A 17,604-nucleotide genomic window follows, 5' to 3' on the forward strand; every position below is an offset into this window, starting at 1 on the left:
GATGGCGAGCGCACCCGAGCTGCGGCGGACGATCCTCGTCTGGTGCCCCGACTGGCCCCTCCTCGCGGCCGCCGCCGACGCCGGCCTCGGCGCCGAGCACCCCCTGGCCCTCACGGAGAAGAGCCTGGTCTTCGCCTCCTCCCCCGCTGCCCGGGCGGAGGGGGTCCGGCGGGGCATGCGCGTGCGCGAGGCGCAGTCCCGCTGCACGGGTCTCGCCGTCCTCCCGTACGACCCGGTGCTCGACCACCGGGCGTTCGAGCCGCTCATCCAGGCGCTCGAGGAGATCACTCCGGGCGTCCAGCTGATCCGGCCCGGCCTGTGCGCGATCCGTGCCCGCGGTCCCCGCCGCTACTACGGGAGCGAGCAGAGCGCGGCCGAGGCGATCCTGCAGCGTCTGGCCGAGCTGGGTCTGCCCGACGCCCGCATCGGGATCGCCGACGGGCTCTTCGCCTCCGAGCTCGCCGCGAAGCACTCCGGCCGCCCCGTCGCCGTCGTGCCCGCAGGAGCAGCGGCCGGCTTCCTCGCCCCGCTCCCGCTCGACGCGCTCGAGACCGAGTCCGTCGCGGCCCCTGCCCGCGTACCCCGCCGAGGGGACGATCTGGTGGCGCTCCTGCGCAAGCTCGGCGTCCGCACCCTCGGCGCCTTCGCCGCCCTGCCTCGGGAGGACGTCGCCGCCCGGTTCGGTCCGGAGGGCGCACACGCGCACCTCCTCGCCGCCGGAGCGGAGTCGGAGACGGTGGTGCCCCGGCTCCCGCCGGAGCGCCTCGACCGGGCGATGGAGTTCGAGCCCCCTCTGGACCGCATCGACCAGGCCGCCTTCGCCTTCCGCGTCCCCGCTGAGGAGTTCGTCGCCGGGCTCACCCGCGCACAGCTGGTCGCGACCGCGATCCGCATCGAGGTCGTCAGCGAGCGCGGTGAGGTCTCCTCCCGGAGCTGGCTGCACCCGAGATGGTTCACCCCGGGCGACGTGCTCGACCGGGTCCGCTGGCAGCTGCAGGGCAGCGGGGCGATCGACACCGGTCTCGGAGCGCCGATCTCGCGGCTGTGCGTCGAGCCCGAGGCGGTCGACGCGATCGGCAACCATGAACAGGGTCTCTGGGGCACCGCCCCGGAGGAGCGCGTCCACCACGGGCTGAGCCGCGTGCAGAGCATGCTCGGGCACGAGGCCGTGATGACCGCGTCGATCGGTGGGGGTCGGTCCCTCCGCGACCGCCAGCACCTGATCCCGTGGGGCGACCGGGAGCCGGGCGACGCCAGGCCGAGGACACTGCCCTGGCCCGGCTCCCTGCCGCCGCCCCTCCCGCCGACGGTCTTCGCGGAGCCCGCCGCCGTGCTGGTCCGCGGACCGAGGGGCGAACCCGTCGCGGTCGACGAGCGCGGCGCCCTCAGCTCCGTGCCTGCCTACTTCACCCCCGGGACGTCCCAGGCCCGCCTGGAGCCCCTCGCCGGATGGGCGGGTCCCTGGCCGATCGACGAGCGCTGGTGGGATCCGAGCACCGCCGTCCGCTACGACCGCTTCCAGGTGGTCGACGCCGGCGGTGTCGCCTGGCTGCTGCTCTGCCTCGACGGGGTCTGGGCCGCCGAGGCCCGCTACGACTGACCCGGAGAGTCCCTCCACCACCGCGAACGAGCACCGAAGGAGCCCCGATGGGCTGGAACAATCCGCCGATCCCCTGGTCGGAGTTCGAGCGCCGCCTCTCCAGCGGCAAGCGCGCCGACGGCACGGTCGTCCGCGGCGACGGCGGCGACAGCCCGGCCTGGTCGCACAAGCGCCCCGCCTACGTGGCCGAGGACGACGTCCGGCCGCCGGCTCATCCGGTGCCCTACGCCGAGCTGCACGCCCACTCCCACTTCAGCTTCCTCGACGGGGCGAGCAAGCCGGAGCAGCTGGTCGAGGAGGCCGTCCGGCTCGGCATCGACACTCTCGCGCTCACCGACCACGACGGCCTCTACGGCATCGTGAGGATGGCTGAGGCCGCGCAGGGGCACCCCGTCCGCACGGCCTTCGGAGCCGAGCTCTCGATCGGGCTCACCTCGCCTCAGAACGGGGTCGCCGATCCGGAGGGGACCCACCTGCTCGTCCTCGCCCGTCGCGAGGAGGGCTACCACCGCCTCGCCCGCGCGATCACCACCGCCCAGCTCGCCGGAGCCGAGAAGGGCAAGCCGAGCTACGACCTCGAGGAGCTCGCCCGCGCCGCCGACGGCCACTGGATCGTGCTGACGGGCTGCCGCAAGGGAGCGGTCCGTCACGCGCTCGCCGCTGCGGGAGAGGCCGCGGCCGAGCGGGAGGTCCGCGAGCTCGTCCGGCTCTTCGGTCCCGCGAATGTCCTCGTGGAGCTGTACGACCACGGGGACCCCCTCGCCTCGCGCGCCAACGACCAGCTGGCGGCGATCGCCGAGAAGCTCCGGCTACGGACGGTCGCCACCGGGAACGTGCACTACGCCCGGCCGGAGGAGCGCCCCCTCCAGACGGCCCTCGCCGCGGTCAGAGCACGCCGGAGCCTCGACGAGATGGACGGCTGGCTCCCCGCTGCCGGCGGCGCCCACCTGCGCTCCGGCGCCGAGATGGCCGAGCGCTTCCGCCGCTACCCCGGCTCCGTGGAGAACACGGTGCGCGTCGCCGACGAGATCGCCTTCGAGCTCGGCCGAGTCCGGCCCCGGCTGCCGCGCCAGGAGGTCCCCGAGGGGCACACCACGATGAGCTGGCTCCGCGAGCTCGTGCGGGAGGCGGTACCGGCCAAGTACCCCCGCGCAGACGCCGACGTCCTCGCCCGCCTCGAGAAGGAGCTCGCGGTGATCGAGCAGAAGGACTTCCCGGGCTACTTCCTGATCGTCCACGACATCGTCCACTACGCCAAGCGGAACGGCATCCTCTGCCAGGGACGCGGCTCGGCCGCCAACTCGGCGGTCTGCTACGTCCTGGGCATCACGGCGGTCGACTCGATCTTCTACGACCTGCCGTTCGAGCGGTTCCTCTCGAGCATCCGCGACGAGGAGCCCGACATCGACGTCGACTTCGATTCGGAGCGTCGCGAGGAGGTGATCCAGTACGTCTACCGGAAGTACGGACGGCTGAACGCGGCCCAGGTCGCCAACGTGATCACCTACCGGCCCAAGTTCGCCGTGCGCGACATGGCCAAGGCCCTCGGATACAGCGCCGGGCAGCAGGACGGCTGGTCGAAGCAGGTCGAGCGGTGGGGGTCCGTCACCGAGAGCACCGACCACGACATCCCCGAGGACGTGGTCGCCCTGACCACGCGGGTGCTGGGCACGCCCCGGCACCTGGGCATCCACTCCGGCGGCATGGTGCTGACCGACCGGCCCGTGGGCGAGGTCTGCCCGATCGAGCCCGCGCGGATGGAGGACCGCACCGTCCTGCAGTGGGACAAGGACGACTGCGCCTGGATGGGGCTGGTCAAGTTCGACCTCCTCGGGCTCGGGATGCTGGCCGCCCTGCAGTACACGTTCGACCTCGTCGCCGAGCACGTCGGCGAGAAGTGGGACCTCTCCACCCTCCCCCGGGAGGAGAAGGGCGTCTACGACCAGCTCTGCCGCGCCGATTCGATAGGCGTGTTCCAGGTCGAGAGCCGCGCGCAGATGGGCACCCTCCCCCGGCTGCAGCCGCGCCGCTTCTACGATCTGGTGATCGAGGTCGCGCTCATCCGTCCCGGCCCCATCCAGGGCGGTGCGGTCCACCCCTACATCCGCCGCAAGCTCGGCGAGGAGCCGGTGACGTACCAGCACCCCCTCCTCGTGACGCCGCTCAAGCGCACCCTCGGCGTGCCGCTCTTCCAGGAGCAGCTCATGCAGGTGGCCGTGGCCGTCGGAGACTGCAATGCGGAGGACGCCGACCTGCTGCGCCGGGCGATGGGGTCCAAGCGCGGGACCGAGAAGATCGAGACCCTCCGCGAGCGGCTCTACCAGGGGATGGCCCGCAACGGCATCACCGGCGAGGTCGCGGACGACATCTACCTCCGGATCCAGGCGTTCGCGAACTTCGGCTTCGCCGAGAGCCATGCGATCAGCTTCGCCCTGCTGGTCTACGCGAGTGCCTGGCTCCGCCTGCACTACCCCGCCGCTTTCACCGCCGCGCTGCTGAGGGCGCAGCCCATGGGCTTCTACGCCCCGCACACCCTGGTCGCCGATGCGCGCCGTCACGGAGTGGAGGTCGTCTCGCCCGACGTCAACCGCTCCCTGGCGCCTCCCGGGCTCGAGGCGAGGGAGGACGCCCCCGCACGCCGGAGGGGCGGCGCCGCCTACGGGAGCGACGACTGCCTCCGCGCCGATCAGCCGCCCACGGGACTGTTCGACCGCACCGAGCACTTCCACACGGACGACCACCGGCGCGACAGCGGCTTCGTGATCCGGCTCGGGCTGGCCGGGGTGAAGGGCATCGGCACCGCGCTCGCCGAGCACGTCGTCGCCGAGCGCGAGCGCGGCGGACCCTACGCGAGCATGGCCGACCTCTCCCGGCGGGTCGGCACGACCGCGGCTCAGCTGGAGGCCCTCGGCGCCGCGGGCGCCTTCGACTCGCTCGGTCTGCAGCGACGGCAGGCGCTCTGGGAGGCCGGCACCGCCGCAGGCGACCGCGAGGAGTTCCTCGCCGGCTCGACGGTCGTCGTGCAGCCCCCGCTCCTGCCGATGCTCTCCCCTCAGGAGCGCGTGGTCTTCGACTTCTGGGCCACCGGCATCTCTCCCGACGACCATCCGCTGCGCCACCTCCGCGAGGGGCTCACCCGGCGCGGCGCCCGCTCCTCGGCCGATCTCCCCGGCGTCCCCTCGGGGACCCGGATCGAGGTCGGCGGGGTCGTGATCCACCGCCAACGTCCCTCCACAGCCGGTGGAGTGACCTTCCTCAACCTCGAGGACGAGCACGGGATCCTCAACGTGATCTGCTCCGTCGGAGTATGGAACCGCTACCGCCGTGTGGCCCGCGAGGCACCCGCCCTGCTGGTCAGGGGGATCCTCGAGCGCTCCGACGAGGGGGTGACGAACCTCCTCGCCGATCGGTTCGAGACCCTCACGGTCGGCGCTCGCACCACCTCCCGCAACTTCCGATGACCCCTCCGCGGCACCTCCCGCTCGCCCCACGAGAAAGCGACACCATGACCACTCTCGACCACGCCGCTCCCGCTCCGCACCTCGAAGCGCCGCTCCTGAACGACCGCGAGCTGCGCGAGCGCGTCTCCTCGCTGATCGGGCCGGCCTACCGCCGGGCCCTGTGGCCGATCTTCCTCGACCGCGACGGCGTGCAGCTGCCGATCCTCTACCCGGTGGACGGGCTCCCCGTGCACCCCGACGAGGAGAAGACCGAGCGGATCGTCGCCACCCTCGCCAAAGCCGTGGCGCACCAGGACGTGGGCTCGCTCGCCTTCGCCCTGGAACGTCCCGGTCGCGCCTTCCTCGGCGAGACCGACCGGATCCTCGCCCGTCACCTGGCAGCGGCCTGCCACAAGCGGGCCATCCCCCTGCGGGCGCTCCTGCTCGTCCACGACGAGGGAGTGCGGGTCGTGACCGCGACGGAGTACGCCGCGGTCACTCCCTGAGCCCTCGGGCCGAGGCGGCCGATCAGGAGCTCGGGCGGCCGGCCACGAGCAGCCGGCCGCCGCGGAGATCAGGCGCTCAGCGTCACCAGCAGCGAGGAGGCTCCGAGATCCACCTCGGTGTCCCCCGGCCGGACCGCGTACTCCCCGACACCGAGCAGCGTCTCCGCCACCTCCGGCAGGGCGATGCGCGCGGCGGCCTGGCCCACGTTGATCGCCACGGTCACGCGACCGCGGCCGAGAGTCAGCCAGCGGGCCTCCTCGTCGAACTCCACGCGGAGCGACCCGAAGCGCGGATCCGTCAGCTCGGGGTAGCGGCGGCGGATCGCCGCCAGCTCGCGGTACACCTCGAGGGTGCGGGCGTGACGCCCCTCCCCGACCTCGGACCAGTCGAGCCGCGAGCGCAGGAAGGTCTCCGGGTCCTGCGGATCGGGCACGACCTCCGGGTCCCAGCCCATCTTCGCGAACTCCTCGATGCGGCCCTTCGCCGTCGCCTCGCCCAGATCCTTCTCGGGGTGCGAGGTGAAGAACTGCCAGGGGGTCGACGCCGCCCACTCCTCGCCCATGAAGAGCATGGGAGTGAAGGGGCCCAGCAGCGTCAGGGCGGCGGCGATCGCGAGCCGCCCCTCGTCGAGGGACGCCGTCAGACGGTCGCCGACCGCCCGGTTGCCGATCTGGTCGTGGTTCTGGCTGCAGACCACCAGGCGCCAGGTCGGCATGTGCTCGGTGTCCACCGGACGGCCGTGGTGACGGCCGCGGAACGTCGAGAGGGTGCCGTCGTGGAAGAAGCCCCGGGTCAGCACCTTCGCAAGGGCGCCGAGCGGCGCGAAGTCCTCGTAGTAGCCCGTCGTCTCCCCGGTCAGCGCGACGTGGACCGCGTGGTGGAAGTCGTCGCTCCACTGCGCGTCGAGCCCGTAGCCGTGCGCCTCCCGCGGAGTGATCAGCGTCGGGTCGTTGAGGTCGGACTCGGCGATCAGCGTCAGAGGGCGCCCGACGTGGGCCGACAGCACGGCCACCTCGCTCGCCATCTCCTCGAGCACGTGCACGGCCCGCTCGTCGGAGAGGGCGTGCACCGCGTCCAGGCGCAGGGCGTCGACGTGGTAGTCGCGCAGCCACATCAGAGCGTTGTCGATGATGTATCCGCGGACGGTGTCGGAGCCCTCGCCGTCCAGGTTGATCGAGCTGCCCCAGGTGTTGGCCTTCTCGTTCTTGAGGTAGGGGCCGAACTCCGGGAGGTAGTTGCCGCTCGGGCCGAGGTGGTTGTAGACGACGTCCTGGACCACGCCGAGTCCGGCCCGGTGGGCGGCGTCGACGAAGCGCTGGTACGCCTCGGGTCCGCCGTACGGCTCGTGCACGGCGTACCAGAGGACGCCGTCGTAGCCCCAGTTGTGCGTTCCGTTCACCGCGTTGACCGGCAGCAGCTCGATGAAGTCGACGCCGATCGAGCGCAGGTGCCCGAAGCGCTCCGCTGCCGCGTCCAGGGTGCCCTCGGGCGTGAACGTGCCGAGGTGCAGCTCGTAGATGACGGCACCGGCGAGCTCGCGCCCGGTCCAGGCGGAGTCGCCCCACTCGTGCGCCGAGGGGTCGAACGTCCGGGAGAGCTCGTGCACGCCCTTCGGCTGGCGGCGCGAGCGGGGGTCCGGCAGCGGACCGCTGCCGTCCACCCGGTACCCGTAGTCGACCTCGCCGGTGGCCGGGGCCGACGCGGGCGCCCGCCACCATCCGTCGTCTCCGTGGCGGGTCATCGTCAGCGACGAGTCGCCGCCGAGCAGGAGCTCGACCGTCGAGGCCTCGGGGGCCCAGACATCGAACCGCTCGGGACCGGTCGTCGGGAGTGCGTAGCGGTAGGGGGTCGTGCTGATCACTGCTGTCTCCAGGAGGGGTCGGGTCGGTCTGCGGTGCGCTTGCGGAACCGGTCAGGAGACCGGGGCGAGCAGGGCCACGGGGTAGTCGGCGAGGATCTCGGCGACCGGGGTCACTCCTCCCGCGAAGGTGCGGCCGGTGAGGACGTCCTCCATCGGGTGCCCGGGCAGGACCACGACCGTGCCGTTCCAGCCGCCGGCGGTGCCCAGGCCCTCGGGGAGCCGGGTCGCGACGGTCAGCGCGCCGCCGCGGTCGAAGGCGATCGCGTGCTCGGCGGCGGGCCCGATCGCGGGGACGGCGGCGTAGCGCGTGAACAGCTCCGGGCGGTCGCGGCGGAGCCGGAGGGCACGCGAGGTGACGAGGAGCTTCGCGGCGCCCTCGGCGTCGATCGCGGGCTTCCAGCCGCCGTCGATCCGCTCCAGCAGTGCTCGGCGCTGCCCGAAGTCGACCTCGCGGCGGTTGTCCGGGTCGACGAGGGAGGTCTCCCAGAGCTCGCTGCCCTGGTAGACGTCCGGGATGCCCGGGGCGGTGATCTGCACGAGCTTCGCGGCGAGGCCGTTCGACCAGCCGGCGGCCGACACCCGCTCGACGGTCTGCTCCACCAGCCGGCGGACGGCGGGCTCGTCGAACGCCGCGTCGATCGCCGCGTGCATCCGCTTCTCGAACTGCTCGTCCGGAGCGGTCCAGTGCGTCGAGTCGTCGGCCTCGCGCGACGCCTTCTCGGCGTAGGCGTGCAGGCGCTCGCGGCTCGCGGGCCAGGTCCCCACGACGGCCTCCCAGAGCAGATGCTCGATCGGGCCGTCGCCGAAGCCGACGAGGGCGTGGAGCTCGCGGAGCGTCGCCGCCCAGGCCTCCGGGTCCTCGGCCAGTGCGGTGATGCGGGCGCGGGTATCCTCGCCGCGCTTCGTGTCGTGCGTCGAGAGCGTGGTGAGCGAGGCGGGGAACGAGGCCTGGCGCACGGCCTGGCGGCGGTGGAACTCGACCAGGTCGATCGCGAACTCGTCCGGGTCCGCTCCGACCTCGTTCAGCGAGGTGAGGCGGCTGAAGCGGTAGAAGGCCGTGTCCTCGACGCCCTTCGCCATCACCATGCCGGAGGTCTGCTGGAAGCGCACGGACACCGGGGTGCCGGTCTCGCCGAGCGCCGCGGCGACCTCGTCGATGGTCGCGCGGATCTCGGGGCGGCGGCGCACGGCGTCGACGCGGGCGTGCTCGAGGTGCTCCGCTCCGTAGGGGAGGTAGCTGCGGTAGACCGGGTAGGTCGCCAGGAGCTCCGCCAGCGCGTCGTCCGCTCCCTCGATGCCGGGGATCAGGCGGGCCAGCCGCAGGACCTCGGAGCGGAGGATCCCGTCGGCGATGCCGCGCTTGGTGTCGTGGATGAGGTCGGTCCACTGCAGTGGCGCGCCCCTCCCCGTGAGCTCGGCATCGAGGCCCTCCAGCACGGGCCGCGCGTCGGGGTCGACCAGGATGCGGTCGACGTCGGCCAGGGCGTCGTAGCCGGTGGTGCCGACCGTCGCCCAGTGCGGCGGGAGCTCCTCGTCGCCCTCGAGGATCTTCTCGACCCAGACCGGTGCGCCGCCGATCGCGCGGGCCAGGTCGTCGAGGTATCCGCCCGGGTCGGCCAGGCCGTCCGGGTGGTCGACGCGCAGGCCGTCCGCGAGCCCCTCGGTGAACCAGCGGACGATCTCGGCGTGCGAGGCGTCGAAGACCTCGGGCCGCTCGACCGTGATGGCGGCGAGGGTGTTCACCGCGAAGAAGCGGCGGTAGTTCAGCTCGGCGTCGGCACGGCGCCAGTTCACGAGCTCATAGCTCTGGCGCTCGTGCACCGTGCGGCCGGAGTCGCCGGGCTCGGCGGTGCCGGGCGCGATCGGCAGGCGGTTCTCGTAGTAGTGCAGCTCGTCGCCGACGACCTCGAGCGCGTCGAGCTCGCTGTCGCTGTCGCCCTCGCTCGCACCGTCGCCGAGGATCGGCACGCGGAGCTTCCCGCTCCCCGCCTCCCAGTCGATGTCGAAGGCGGTGGCGTAGCGGGAGGACTTCCCGTTCTTCAGCAGGTCCCACCACCACGAGTTCTCGCTCGGGGTCGCGACGCCCATGTGGTTGGGCACGATGTCGATGAGGACGCCGAGACCCTCCGCCCGCGCCGCGGCCGAGGCGTTCGCCAGGCCCGCCGCGCCTCCCCGGTCGGGATCGACCTCGGTGTGGTCCACCACGTCGTAGCCGTGGTCCGAGCCGGGCTCGGCCTTCAGCAGCGGCGAGAAGTACAGCCAGTCGGCTCCGAGCGCGCGCACGTAGTCGGCGACGCGGGCGGCGTCGTCGAGGTCGAACGCCGACCGGATCTGGAGGCGGTAGGTGGAGGCGGGCAGACGCACGTCAGGCTCCTGTCGAGGGGGCGGTCGCGGAGTCGGTCGACTCGGCGTGGGGGCTGGTGGGTCCGGACGAGGACACGATCGGGATCGCCGACGTCGCGGCGAGGGACGCGAGCGAGGCCGCGACCGAGTGGTCGACCTCGGGCTCGGGGGTGCTGTGCTCCTGCAGGATGACGAGCGACTTCGCCTGGACCGTGAGCATCGCCCCGGCCGGACGAGGGATCGAGTCGGCCTCGGCGCCGGCCGTGTCGACCAGCACGCTCCACTCGAGCGCGTACTCGTCGCTCGGGATCGCGAACTCGACGTCGACGTCGTCGGCGTTGAAGTACAGGAGGAAGCTGTCGTCGGTGACGGGGCGCCCGCGCTGGTCGCGCTCGCGGATCCCGTTGCCGTTGAGGTAGATGCCCACCGATCGCCCGAGGCCGGAGTCCCAGTCGGACGGGGACATCTCGGTGCCTGCGGCCGTGAACCAGACGATGTCGGGCAGGGGCTCGCCGTCGCCACGCAGGACGGGGCGGCCGTCGAAGAAGCGCATGCGGCGGAAGGTCGGGTGCTCGGCGCGCAGGCGGATGAGCGCCGCGGTGAACTCGAGCAGCGGCCGGTCGGCGTGCGCCCAGTCAATCCAGGTCAGCTCGCTGTCCTGGGCGTAGGTGTTGTTGTTGCCGTTCTGGGTCCGGCCGAGCTCGTCGCCATGGAGGATCATCGGGACGCCCTGGGAGATCAGCATCGTCGCGAGGAAGTTCCGCTGCTGGCGCGCCCGGAGCGCGAGCACCCGCGGGTCGTCCGTGGGCCCCTCCACACCGTGGTTCCAGGAGCGGTTGTGCGACTCCCCGTCGTTGCCGTCCTCGCCGTTGGCGTCGTTGTGCTTCTCGTTGTACGAGACCAGGTCGCGGAGGGTGAAGCCGTCGTGCGCCGTGACGAAGTTGATCGAGGCGACGGGGTAGCGGCCCGAGTGCGCGTAGAGGTCGGCCGAGCCGGTGAGGCGCGAGGCGAACTCCCCCAGCGTCGACGGTTCGCCGCGCCAGAAGTCGCGGACAGTGTCGCGGTACTTGCCGTTCCACTCCGTCCACTGGGGCGGGAAGTTGCCCACCTGGTAGCCGCCGGGTCCGACGTCCCACGGCTCGGCGATCAGCTTCACCTGCGAGACCACCGGGTCCTGCTGGACGAGCTCGAAGAAGGTGGAGAGCCGGTCGACGTCGTAGAACTCTCGTGCCAGCGCCGAGGCGAGGTCGAAGCGGAAGCCGTCGACGCGCATCTCCGTCACCCAGTAGCGCAGCGAGTCCATGATCAGCTGCAGCGAGTGCGGGTGGCGCACGTTGAGCGTGTTCCCGGTGCCGGTGTAGTCCATGTAGTAGCGCTTGTCGTCGTCGACGAGGCGGTAGTAGGCCTCGTTGTCGATGCCGCGGAACGACAGGGTCGGGCCGAGGTGGTTACCCTCCGCCGTGTGGTTGTAGACCACGTCGAGGATGACCTCGATGCCGGCCGCGTGGAGCGCCTTCACCATGCTCTTGAACTCCTGGACCTGCTGGCCCTGGTCGCCCGTGGAGGAGTAGGTGTTCTGCGGAGCGAAGAAGCCGATCGTGTTGTAGCCCCAGTAGTTCGAGAGGCCCTTGTCCATCAGCGTGGAGTCGTTCACGAACTGGTGCACGGGCATGAGCTCGATCGCCGAGACGCCCAGGTGCTTGAGGTGGTCGATCACCGCGGGGTGGGCGACTCCGGCGTAGGTGCCGCGCAGCTCCTCCGGCACGTCGGGGTGCGTCTTGGTGAGCCCCTTCACGTGCGCCTCGTAGATGACGGTGCTGTCGTAGGAGGTGCGCGGGCGGCGGTCTCCGGCCCAGTCGAAGAAGGGGTTGATGACGACGCCCATCATCATGTGCGGCGCCGAGTCCTCGTCGTTCGTCGAGTCCGGGTCGCCGAAGGTGTACGAGAAGAGGGACTGGTCCCAGTCGATCTCCCCCGAGATCGCCTTCGCGTAGGGGTCCAGCAGCAGCTTGTTGGGGTTGCAGCGGTGCCCCGAATCGGGGTCGTAGGGTCCGTGGATCCGGAAGCCGTAGCGCTGGCCCGGCTGCACCTGCGGGAGGTAGCAGTGCCAGACGTACGCGTCCGACTCCTGGATCTCGACGCGCGTCTCCGTGCCGTCCTCCTCGAAGAGGCACAGCTCGACGCGCTCGGCGATCTCGCTGAACAGGGCGAAGTTCGTTCCGCTTCCGTCGAACGTCGCGCCCAACGGGTAGGCGGTTCCGGGCCAGGTCTCCACGAGACTCCTCAGGGGATTGGTCTCGGGCAGTCCGGGAGACGCCGATGTGCGGTCTGCGGATGCCCGACGTCGGGGGTGATGGTCCGTCACTTCCGCGACGGACCGACTGCTCAGCTTAGCGAGCGTGTCTCGAGCATTCCCCTGACGGTCAGCGCTCATCGCGCGGTCCCTCCTCCGGTGGTCACGACCGGCGGCCGGAACCGCCGTCCGATCCGTCCTGCGGGCGCGTCGGCCGGCAGGTCGTTCCAGTGGGTCACGCTCGAACAGTACGGTCGCACCCGGCCCGCCGGGGAGGGCTGGCGCCGCGCCGGGTGCATCGGCTAGACCGCGCCGGAGACACCGGCCGGCCCACGTGGAGGAGCCCGCCGGTCCTGACAGGAGCAGCGATCGGCTCCGTCAGAGGGAGCGCCCCCGCACCGGGACGCCCCACCGCGATCAGTGCGAGCCGAGCCTGCGCCGCAGGAGGTCGATCCGCGCCTGCAGCTGGGTCACGCTCGCCTGCGCCACCGCGGGTCCGCCGCAGAGCCGGCGCAGCTCGGTGTGCACCTGGCCGTGCGACTCGCCCGTCCCCCGTGCCCACAGGCCGACCAGGGAGTTGAGCAGGCTGCGCTGCTCCTTGAGCGTGCGGTAGAGCGGCGCCGGGATCTCGCTCGCCGGCTCGGCCGGGGCCGCCGCCCCCGCGCGGCTTCCGGCGCGCTTGGCCTGCCGCTGCTGCCGGTGCTGGAGCAGCTCCCGCACCTGGTCGGGCTCGAGGAGCCCAGGCAGGCCGATGAAGTCGAGCTCCTCCTCGCTCTCGACCTCGACCTCCATCCCGAACTCGGCGCCCTCGTAGACGACGCGGTCGAAGGTGGCGGCCGAGCCGATCGACTCGAAGCGGCCCTCCTCCAGCAGGTCGGAGGAGGCCTTGTCGCTGCGCTCGGCGTCGGCCATCAGGTCGGCCTCGGGGTACTCCTCGTCGTCGGAAGTCCTGCGGTCGAGGGCGTGGTCGCGCTGCAGCTCCATCGAGCCCGCCAGCGCGAGCAGGCCGGGCACGTTCGGGAGGAACACCGAGGCGGTCTCGCCGCGGCGCCGCGCGCGCACGAAGCGGCCGATCGCCTGGGCGAAGAACAGCGGAGTCGACGCCGACGTCGCGTAGACGCCGACGGCGAGCCTCGGCACGTCGACGCCCTCGGAGACCATGCGCACCGCGACCATCCAGCGGCTGGTGTCCTTCGCGAACTCCTCGATCCGGTCGCTCGCCTCCTTCTCGTCGGAGAGCACGACGGTGACGGTCTCCCCGCTGATCTCGCGGAGCATCGCGGCGTAGGCGCGCGCGGTGTAGTGGTCGGTCGCGATGACCAGGCCGCCGGCGTCGGGCACGGCGCGCCGCACCTCGGTGAGGCGGGTGTTCGCGGCGCGGAGGACCGAGGGGATCCAGTCGCCCTTGGGATCCAGCGCGGTGCGCCAGGCCTGCGAGGTGATGTCCTTGGTGTTGCCCTCGCCGAGCCGCGCCTCCATCTCGTCGCCGGCCTTGGACTTCCAGCGCATCTGCCCGGCGTAGACCATGAACAGCACGGGCCGGACGACGCCGTCCGCGAGCGCGCGGCCGTAGCCGTAGGCGTAGTCGGTGAGCGAGGTGCGGATGCCCTCCGCATCCGGGAGGTAGCTGACGAACGGGATCGCCGCCGTGTCCGAGCGGAACGGCGTCCCGGTCAGCGAGAGCCGGCGGACGGCGGGCTCGAAGGCCTCGCGCACCGCGTCGCCCCAGCTGAGCGCGTCGCCGGCGTGGTGCACCTCGTCGAGGATGACGAGGGTGCGGCCGGACAGGGTGAGCTCGCGGTGGAGCTCGGCGCGGACGGCGACCTGCGCGTAGGTGACGGCGACGCCGTGGTAGTGGCGGGCATGGCGGCCCATGCGGTTGGTGAAGGTGGGGTCCAGGCGGATGCCGACGCGGTGCGCGGCCTCGGCCCACTGGCGCTTGAGGTGCTCCGTCGGCGCGACCACGGTGATCCGGTCGACCGTGCGGTTGTGCAGCAGCTCGGCGGCCAGCCGCAGCGCGAACGTGGTCTTTCCCGCGCCCGGGGTCGCGGCCGCCAGGAAGTCGCGCGGCTCGTGCTGGAAGTAGGCCTCGAGCGCCTCCGCCTGCCAGGCGCGGAGCTTGTTCGCGGTACCCCACGGGGCCCTGCCCGGGAACGACGGGGACAGGTGCTCAGCGGCGGAGGTGCCGACCTGATGACCGAAGCTCGAGGGACTGTTCACGTGGATCGAATCTAGCCGACGCCACCGACAGCGGCTCGGCCTCCGCGGCCCGCCGCGAGGCGCCCGGCGTGTCGCACTGTGCCGCCGCCGGCCGGGTGCGGAGCATGATGGAGGGATGGTCGAGCAGCGTCATCCGTGGTCCCGCTACGTCGCCCTGGGCGACTCCTTCACCGAGGGGATCGGTGATCCCGAGCCCGGCAGTCCCGGCGGGCACCGCGGCTGGGCCGACCGCGTGGCGGAGGTCCTGGGCAGCCAGAACGAGGACTTCGCCTACGCCAACCTGGCGGTGCGCGGCCGCCTCCTGCAGCAGATCGTCGACGAGCAGGTCGAGCCCGCGCTGGAGCTGCGTCCCGATCTCATCACCATCTCCGCGGGCGGGAACGACGTCATCCGCCCGGGGACCGACCCGGACGACATCGCCTCCCGCTTCGAGGCGGGCCTCGCCCGGCTCCGCTCCGACGGGGCGACCGTGGTCCTGTTCACCGGGGTCGATGTGGGCTTCTCCCCCGTGTTCGGGCGGATCCGCGGCAAGGTCGCGATCTACAACGAGAACCTGCGGGCGCTGGCCAAGCGCTACGACTGCATCGTCGCCGACCAGTGGTCCCTCCAGGAGATCCAGGACGTGCGGATGTGGGCGCCGGACCGCCTGCACCTCAACCCGCACGGCCACCACGAGGTCGCGCGGATGGTGCTCGAGTCGTTGAACGTCGAGAACGACCTGCGGCCCCTGGCCCCGGAGCCGCTGCACGCCCGCACGTGGCGTGCCGCCCGCACGGAGGACATCCAGTGGGCGCGGGAGTACCTCGTGCCGTGGGTGCTGCGCCGCGTCCGCCACCAGTCCTCCGGCGACTTCGTCACAGCCAAGCGTCCCTCCGCCGAGCGCTGGCGCACGGATCCGGCGGCCTCCGAGCCGGGGTCGGTCGTGCCGGGCAACGCCACTCCGGAGGAGGTCGCCGAGGACATCGCGACCGCCGGGGTACGGGTCATCGGCGACTAGTCGCCGGATCGTCGCCGGCCCGTCCGCTCCCGCGCGGGACACCGCTCCGTCCTCGGTAGGCCCGCCCCCTCGATCAGCCGAAGAGCTCGCCCGGGTGCCCGAGCCGCCAGGCGAAGCCCGGGTCCTCGATCGAGCCCTCCGCGACCAGGGGCAGCTCGTACGGGGTGCCGTTCACGTCGACCGTCGCGGTCCCGACGCGCTCGCCGTCGGCCACCGTCTCGACCGGGTCGAGCGCGACGGTGGTCGTCGTCGACACCGCGCCCCAGACCAGCACGGACCGCGCCTCCACGGTCACGGCCGTCGCCGTCTCCCCCCAGGCGCTGGTGAGGGTGCCGTAGTCCTGGCCCTCGACGGTCAGCGGGACGGTCCGGAAACCCGCCTCGACGGTCGGGACGAGGGTCAGCACGTCCGCGGCGAGCTGCGGATGCGTGCGCGCACCCACCACCACGCCGACCAGGGTGACCGGCTGCCCCTCCACGGTCGCGTCGAGCGAGAACAGCAGGCAGGAGCCCGCTTCGTCGGTCGTCCCCGTCTTGATCCCGTCGACTCCCGAGCGGCCGAGGAGCGAGTTGGTGTTGTCGACCTCGCCCACTCCCGGAATGACGGCGGTCGGCATCGCGACGATCGGAGCGAGCACCGGGTCCGCGATCAGCAGCTCGCCCAGGCGCACCATCTCGGCCGTCGTGCTGACCGTCGCCGGCGACAGCCCGCTGGTGTCGGCGAGGGAGGTCCGCTCGAGTCCCTGCCCGTCGAGCCAGCTGCGCGCGGCGGCGAGGAAGGCGTCCTCCGAGCCGTAGGCCCAGATCGCGAGCGACTTCGCGTAGTTGTTCGCGGACGGGAGCATCATGGCGGTCAGCGCGTCCCGCTCGGTCAGCTGCAGACCCGCGGTGACCGGAGCGTTCGAGCCGTTCTCGGCCAGAGTGTCGGTGTAGTACTGCACGTCCGCGCTCGTGAAGGTGATGGTCTCCCCGTCCGTCCCCTCCGCGATCGGCTTCGCGGCGAGGACCACGAGCGCGGTGACGACCTTCGCGATGCTCCCCGTCGGGACGGTTCCGGTGGAGCCGTAGCGGGCGAGCAGCCCGTCCTCCTCCGTCCCGTCGACGCCGACGGCCGCCACGGCCCCGGAGCCGTAGGCCGGCCAGGCCAGAGCGGGCGCGTCGACGGTGCTCGAGACGGGATCGACCGCGACGGCGCTCGCCGTCGGCAGCTCCGCGGTCGCCGCGTTGGTCGCGTAGGCGCCGCCTCCGCCGACCAGCACGGTCGCGGCGACGAGGCCGGCGACGACAGCTCCGCGCCGCCGACGCGGTCGCGGCTCCGGCGCGGCGGGCTCCCCGAACAGGTCGAGGGCGTCGTCGGATCGGGTCGGGGAGGTCACCCCGTCATCGTACGGGCGGGCCTCCCACCCGTCCCGGACGCCGCCCCGTCGTCGGACGCGACGGCTGACGGGCGACGCGTGGCACCGGAGCACGGCCCAGGCCCGGAGTCAGCGGCAGGTCGCCTCGGGGCCGCCGCGCGATGGAGCCCGGCGGTCAGCGCCCGCGGGTCAGCGCCCACAGCGCGACGGCGCTCGCCGAGGCGACGTTGAGCGAGTCGACCCCGTGCAGCATCGGGATCGTCACCACCGTGTCCGCGGCGTCCAGCGCCGCCCGGCTGAGCCCGTCCCCCTCCGCTCCCAGGACGATCGCGACGCGCTCGGGCCGGGTCGCCGCGTACTCGTCCAGCGGCACCGCGTCCGGGGCGAGCGCCAGCGCCGCGACCGAGAACCCGGCCTCCAGCAGCGCCTCGCGGGCCGGTGCCCACTCGGGCGTGCGCGTCCACGGCACCTGCAGGACCGTGCCCATGCTCACCCGGACGCTGCGCCGGTACAGGGGGTCCGCGCAGCGCGGCGTCACGAGCACCGCGTCCGCGCCCATGCCGGCCGCGGCGCGGAAGACGGCGCCGACGTTGGTGTGGTCGACCAGGTCCTCCAGGATCACGACGAGGCGCGCGCCCTCCAGCAGCTCGGCCATCGGACGCAGCGGCGGACGGTGCATCGAGGCGAGGGCTCCGCGGTGGAGGTGGAACCCGGTCAGCTCCTCGATCAGAGGATCCGGCGCCACGAAGACCGGCACCCCGGGGTGACGCTCGAGCACCCCGGCCGCGTCCGGCAGCCGCTTCTCCTGCACCAGGACCGAGCGGGGGAGGTGCCCGGCGTCGAGCGCGCGCTCGATCACCTTGGCCGACTCGGCGATGTACAGCCCGCCCTCCGGCTCCAGCACTCGCCGCAGCGCCACGTCGGTGAGGCGGTGGTAGTCGGCGAGGAGCGGGTGGTCGAGGTCGGTGACGGGCACGATCGGCATCCCG

Annotated in this window: 10 protein-coding genes; 4 read left to right on the forward strand and 6 right to left on the reverse strand. The window is 72.6% G+C overall.

Features of this window, described 5'->3' with window-relative positions; genetic code table 11:
• Position 1 precedes the first annotated feature (1 nt).
• The 3 genes from C5D44_RS01230 to C5D44_RS01240 are packed head-to-tail and all read left to right on the forward strand — an operon-like array spanning position 2 to position 5,546.
• Positions 2-1,600 carry a DNA polymerase Y family protein gene (locus tag C5D44_RS01230; protein ID WP_104280605.1) on the forward strand — a complete coding sequence of 533 codons (1,599 nt, stop codon included), beginning with the start codon at positions 2-4 and terminating at the stop codon, positions 1,598-1,600.
• Positions 1,601-1,647: 47 nt separating this feature from the next.
• Positions 1,648-5,061 (forward strand): error-prone DNA polymerase, encoded by a 3,414-nt coding sequence (locus C5D44_RS01235; RefSeq protein ID WP_104280606.1) that lies wholly within the window; start codon positions 1,648-1,650, stop codon positions 5,059-5,061.
• 44 nt (positions 5,062-5,105) lie between these two features.
• Complete coding sequence (locus C5D44_RS01240; RefSeq protein ID WP_104280607.1) at positions 5,106-5,546, forward strand: hypothetical protein; 441 nt, start codon at positions 5,106-5,108, stop codon at positions 5,544-5,546.
• 68 nt (positions 5,547-5,614) lie between these two features.
• Here C5D44_RS01240 and treZ read toward each other — a convergent pair whose 3' ends face one another.
• The 4 genes from treZ to C5D44_RS01260 all read right to left on the reverse strand — a co-directional run bounded on the left by treZ (position 5,615) and on the right by C5D44_RS01260 (position 14,264).
• The gene (treZ, locus tag C5D44_RS01245) at positions 5,615-7,408 is read right to left on the reverse strand and encodes a malto-oligosyltrehalose trehalohydrolase (RefSeq protein WP_258067839.1); all 1,794 of its coding nucleotides are present in this window, start codon (positions 7,406-7,408) and stop codon (positions 5,615-5,617) included.
• A 51-nt stretch (positions 7,409-7,459) separates the two neighbouring features.
• Entirely contained in the window at positions 7,460-9,772 is a 2,313-nt protein-coding gene (gene treY / locus C5D44_RS01250; RefSeq protein WP_104280608.1) for a malto-oligosyltrehalose synthase, read from the reverse strand.
• Between the two features lies 1 nt (position 9,773).
• Positions 9,774-12,026 (reverse strand): glycogen debranching protein GlgX, encoded by a 2,253-nt coding sequence (gene glgX / locus C5D44_RS01255; protein WP_104275625.1) that lies wholly within the window; start codon positions 12,024-12,026, stop codon positions 9,774-9,776.
• Between the two features lie 435 nt (positions 12,027-12,461).
• On the reverse strand, positions 12,462-14,264 hold the full coding sequence (locus C5D44_RS01260) for a DEAD/DEAH box helicase (RefSeq protein ID WP_104280609.1): 1,803 nt from the start codon (positions 14,262-14,264) through the stop codon (positions 12,462-12,464).
• Positions 14,265-14,379: 115 nt separating this feature from the next.
• On the opposite strand from C5D44_RS01260, the gene C5D44_RS01265 reads away from it, so the two are divergent.
• On the forward strand, positions 14,380-15,261 hold the full coding sequence (locus C5D44_RS01265; RefSeq protein ID WP_104280610.1) for an SGNH/GDSL hydrolase family protein: 882 nt from the start codon (positions 14,380-14,382) through the stop codon (positions 15,259-15,261).
• Between the two features lie 73 nt (positions 15,262-15,334).
• Here the strand turns inward: C5D44_RS01265 and C5D44_RS01270 are convergent, their stop codons facing one another.
• Positions 15,335-16,636, reverse strand: coding sequence for a D-alanyl-D-alanine carboxypeptidase family protein (locus C5D44_RS01270; RefSeq protein ID WP_181118417.1), 1,302 nt, complete (start codon positions 16,634-16,636; stop codon positions 15,335-15,337).
• A gap of 154 nt (positions 16,637-16,790) precedes the next feature.
• On the reverse strand, positions 16,791-17,600 hold the full coding sequence (locus tag C5D44_RS01275; RefSeq protein ID WP_104280612.1) for an RNA methyltransferase: 810 nt from the start codon (positions 17,598-17,600) through the stop codon (positions 16,791-16,793).
• Between the last annotated feature and the right edge of the window lie 4 nt (positions 17,601-17,604).

This window comes from Rathayibacter sp. AY1B5 (genome assembly GCF_002932795.1).
GTDB lineage: Bacteria > Actinomycetota > Actinomycetes > Actinomycetales > Microbacteriaceae > Rathayibacter.

Coding starts and splice junctions, on each gene's coding strand:
- C5D44_RS01275 (WP_104280612.1), bottom strand. CDS start 17,600: ATGCCGATCGTGCCCGTCACCGACCTCGACCACCCGCTCCTCGCCGAC.
- C5D44_RS01240 (WP_104280607.1), top strand. CDS start 5,106: ATGACCACTCTCGACCACGCCGCTCCCGCTCCGCACCTCGAAGCGCCG.
- C5D44_RS01235 (WP_104280606.1), top strand. CDS start 1,648: ATGGGCTGGAACAATCCGCCGATCCCCTGGTCGGAGTTCGAGCGCCGC.
- C5D44_RS01265 (WP_104280610.1), top strand. CDS start 14,380: ATGGTCGAGCAGCGTCATCCGTGGTCCCGCTACGTCGCCCTGGGCGAC.
- C5D44_RS01230 (WP_104280605.1), top strand. CDS start 2: ATGGCGAGCGCACCCGAGCTGCGGCGGACGATCCTCGTCTGGTGCCCC.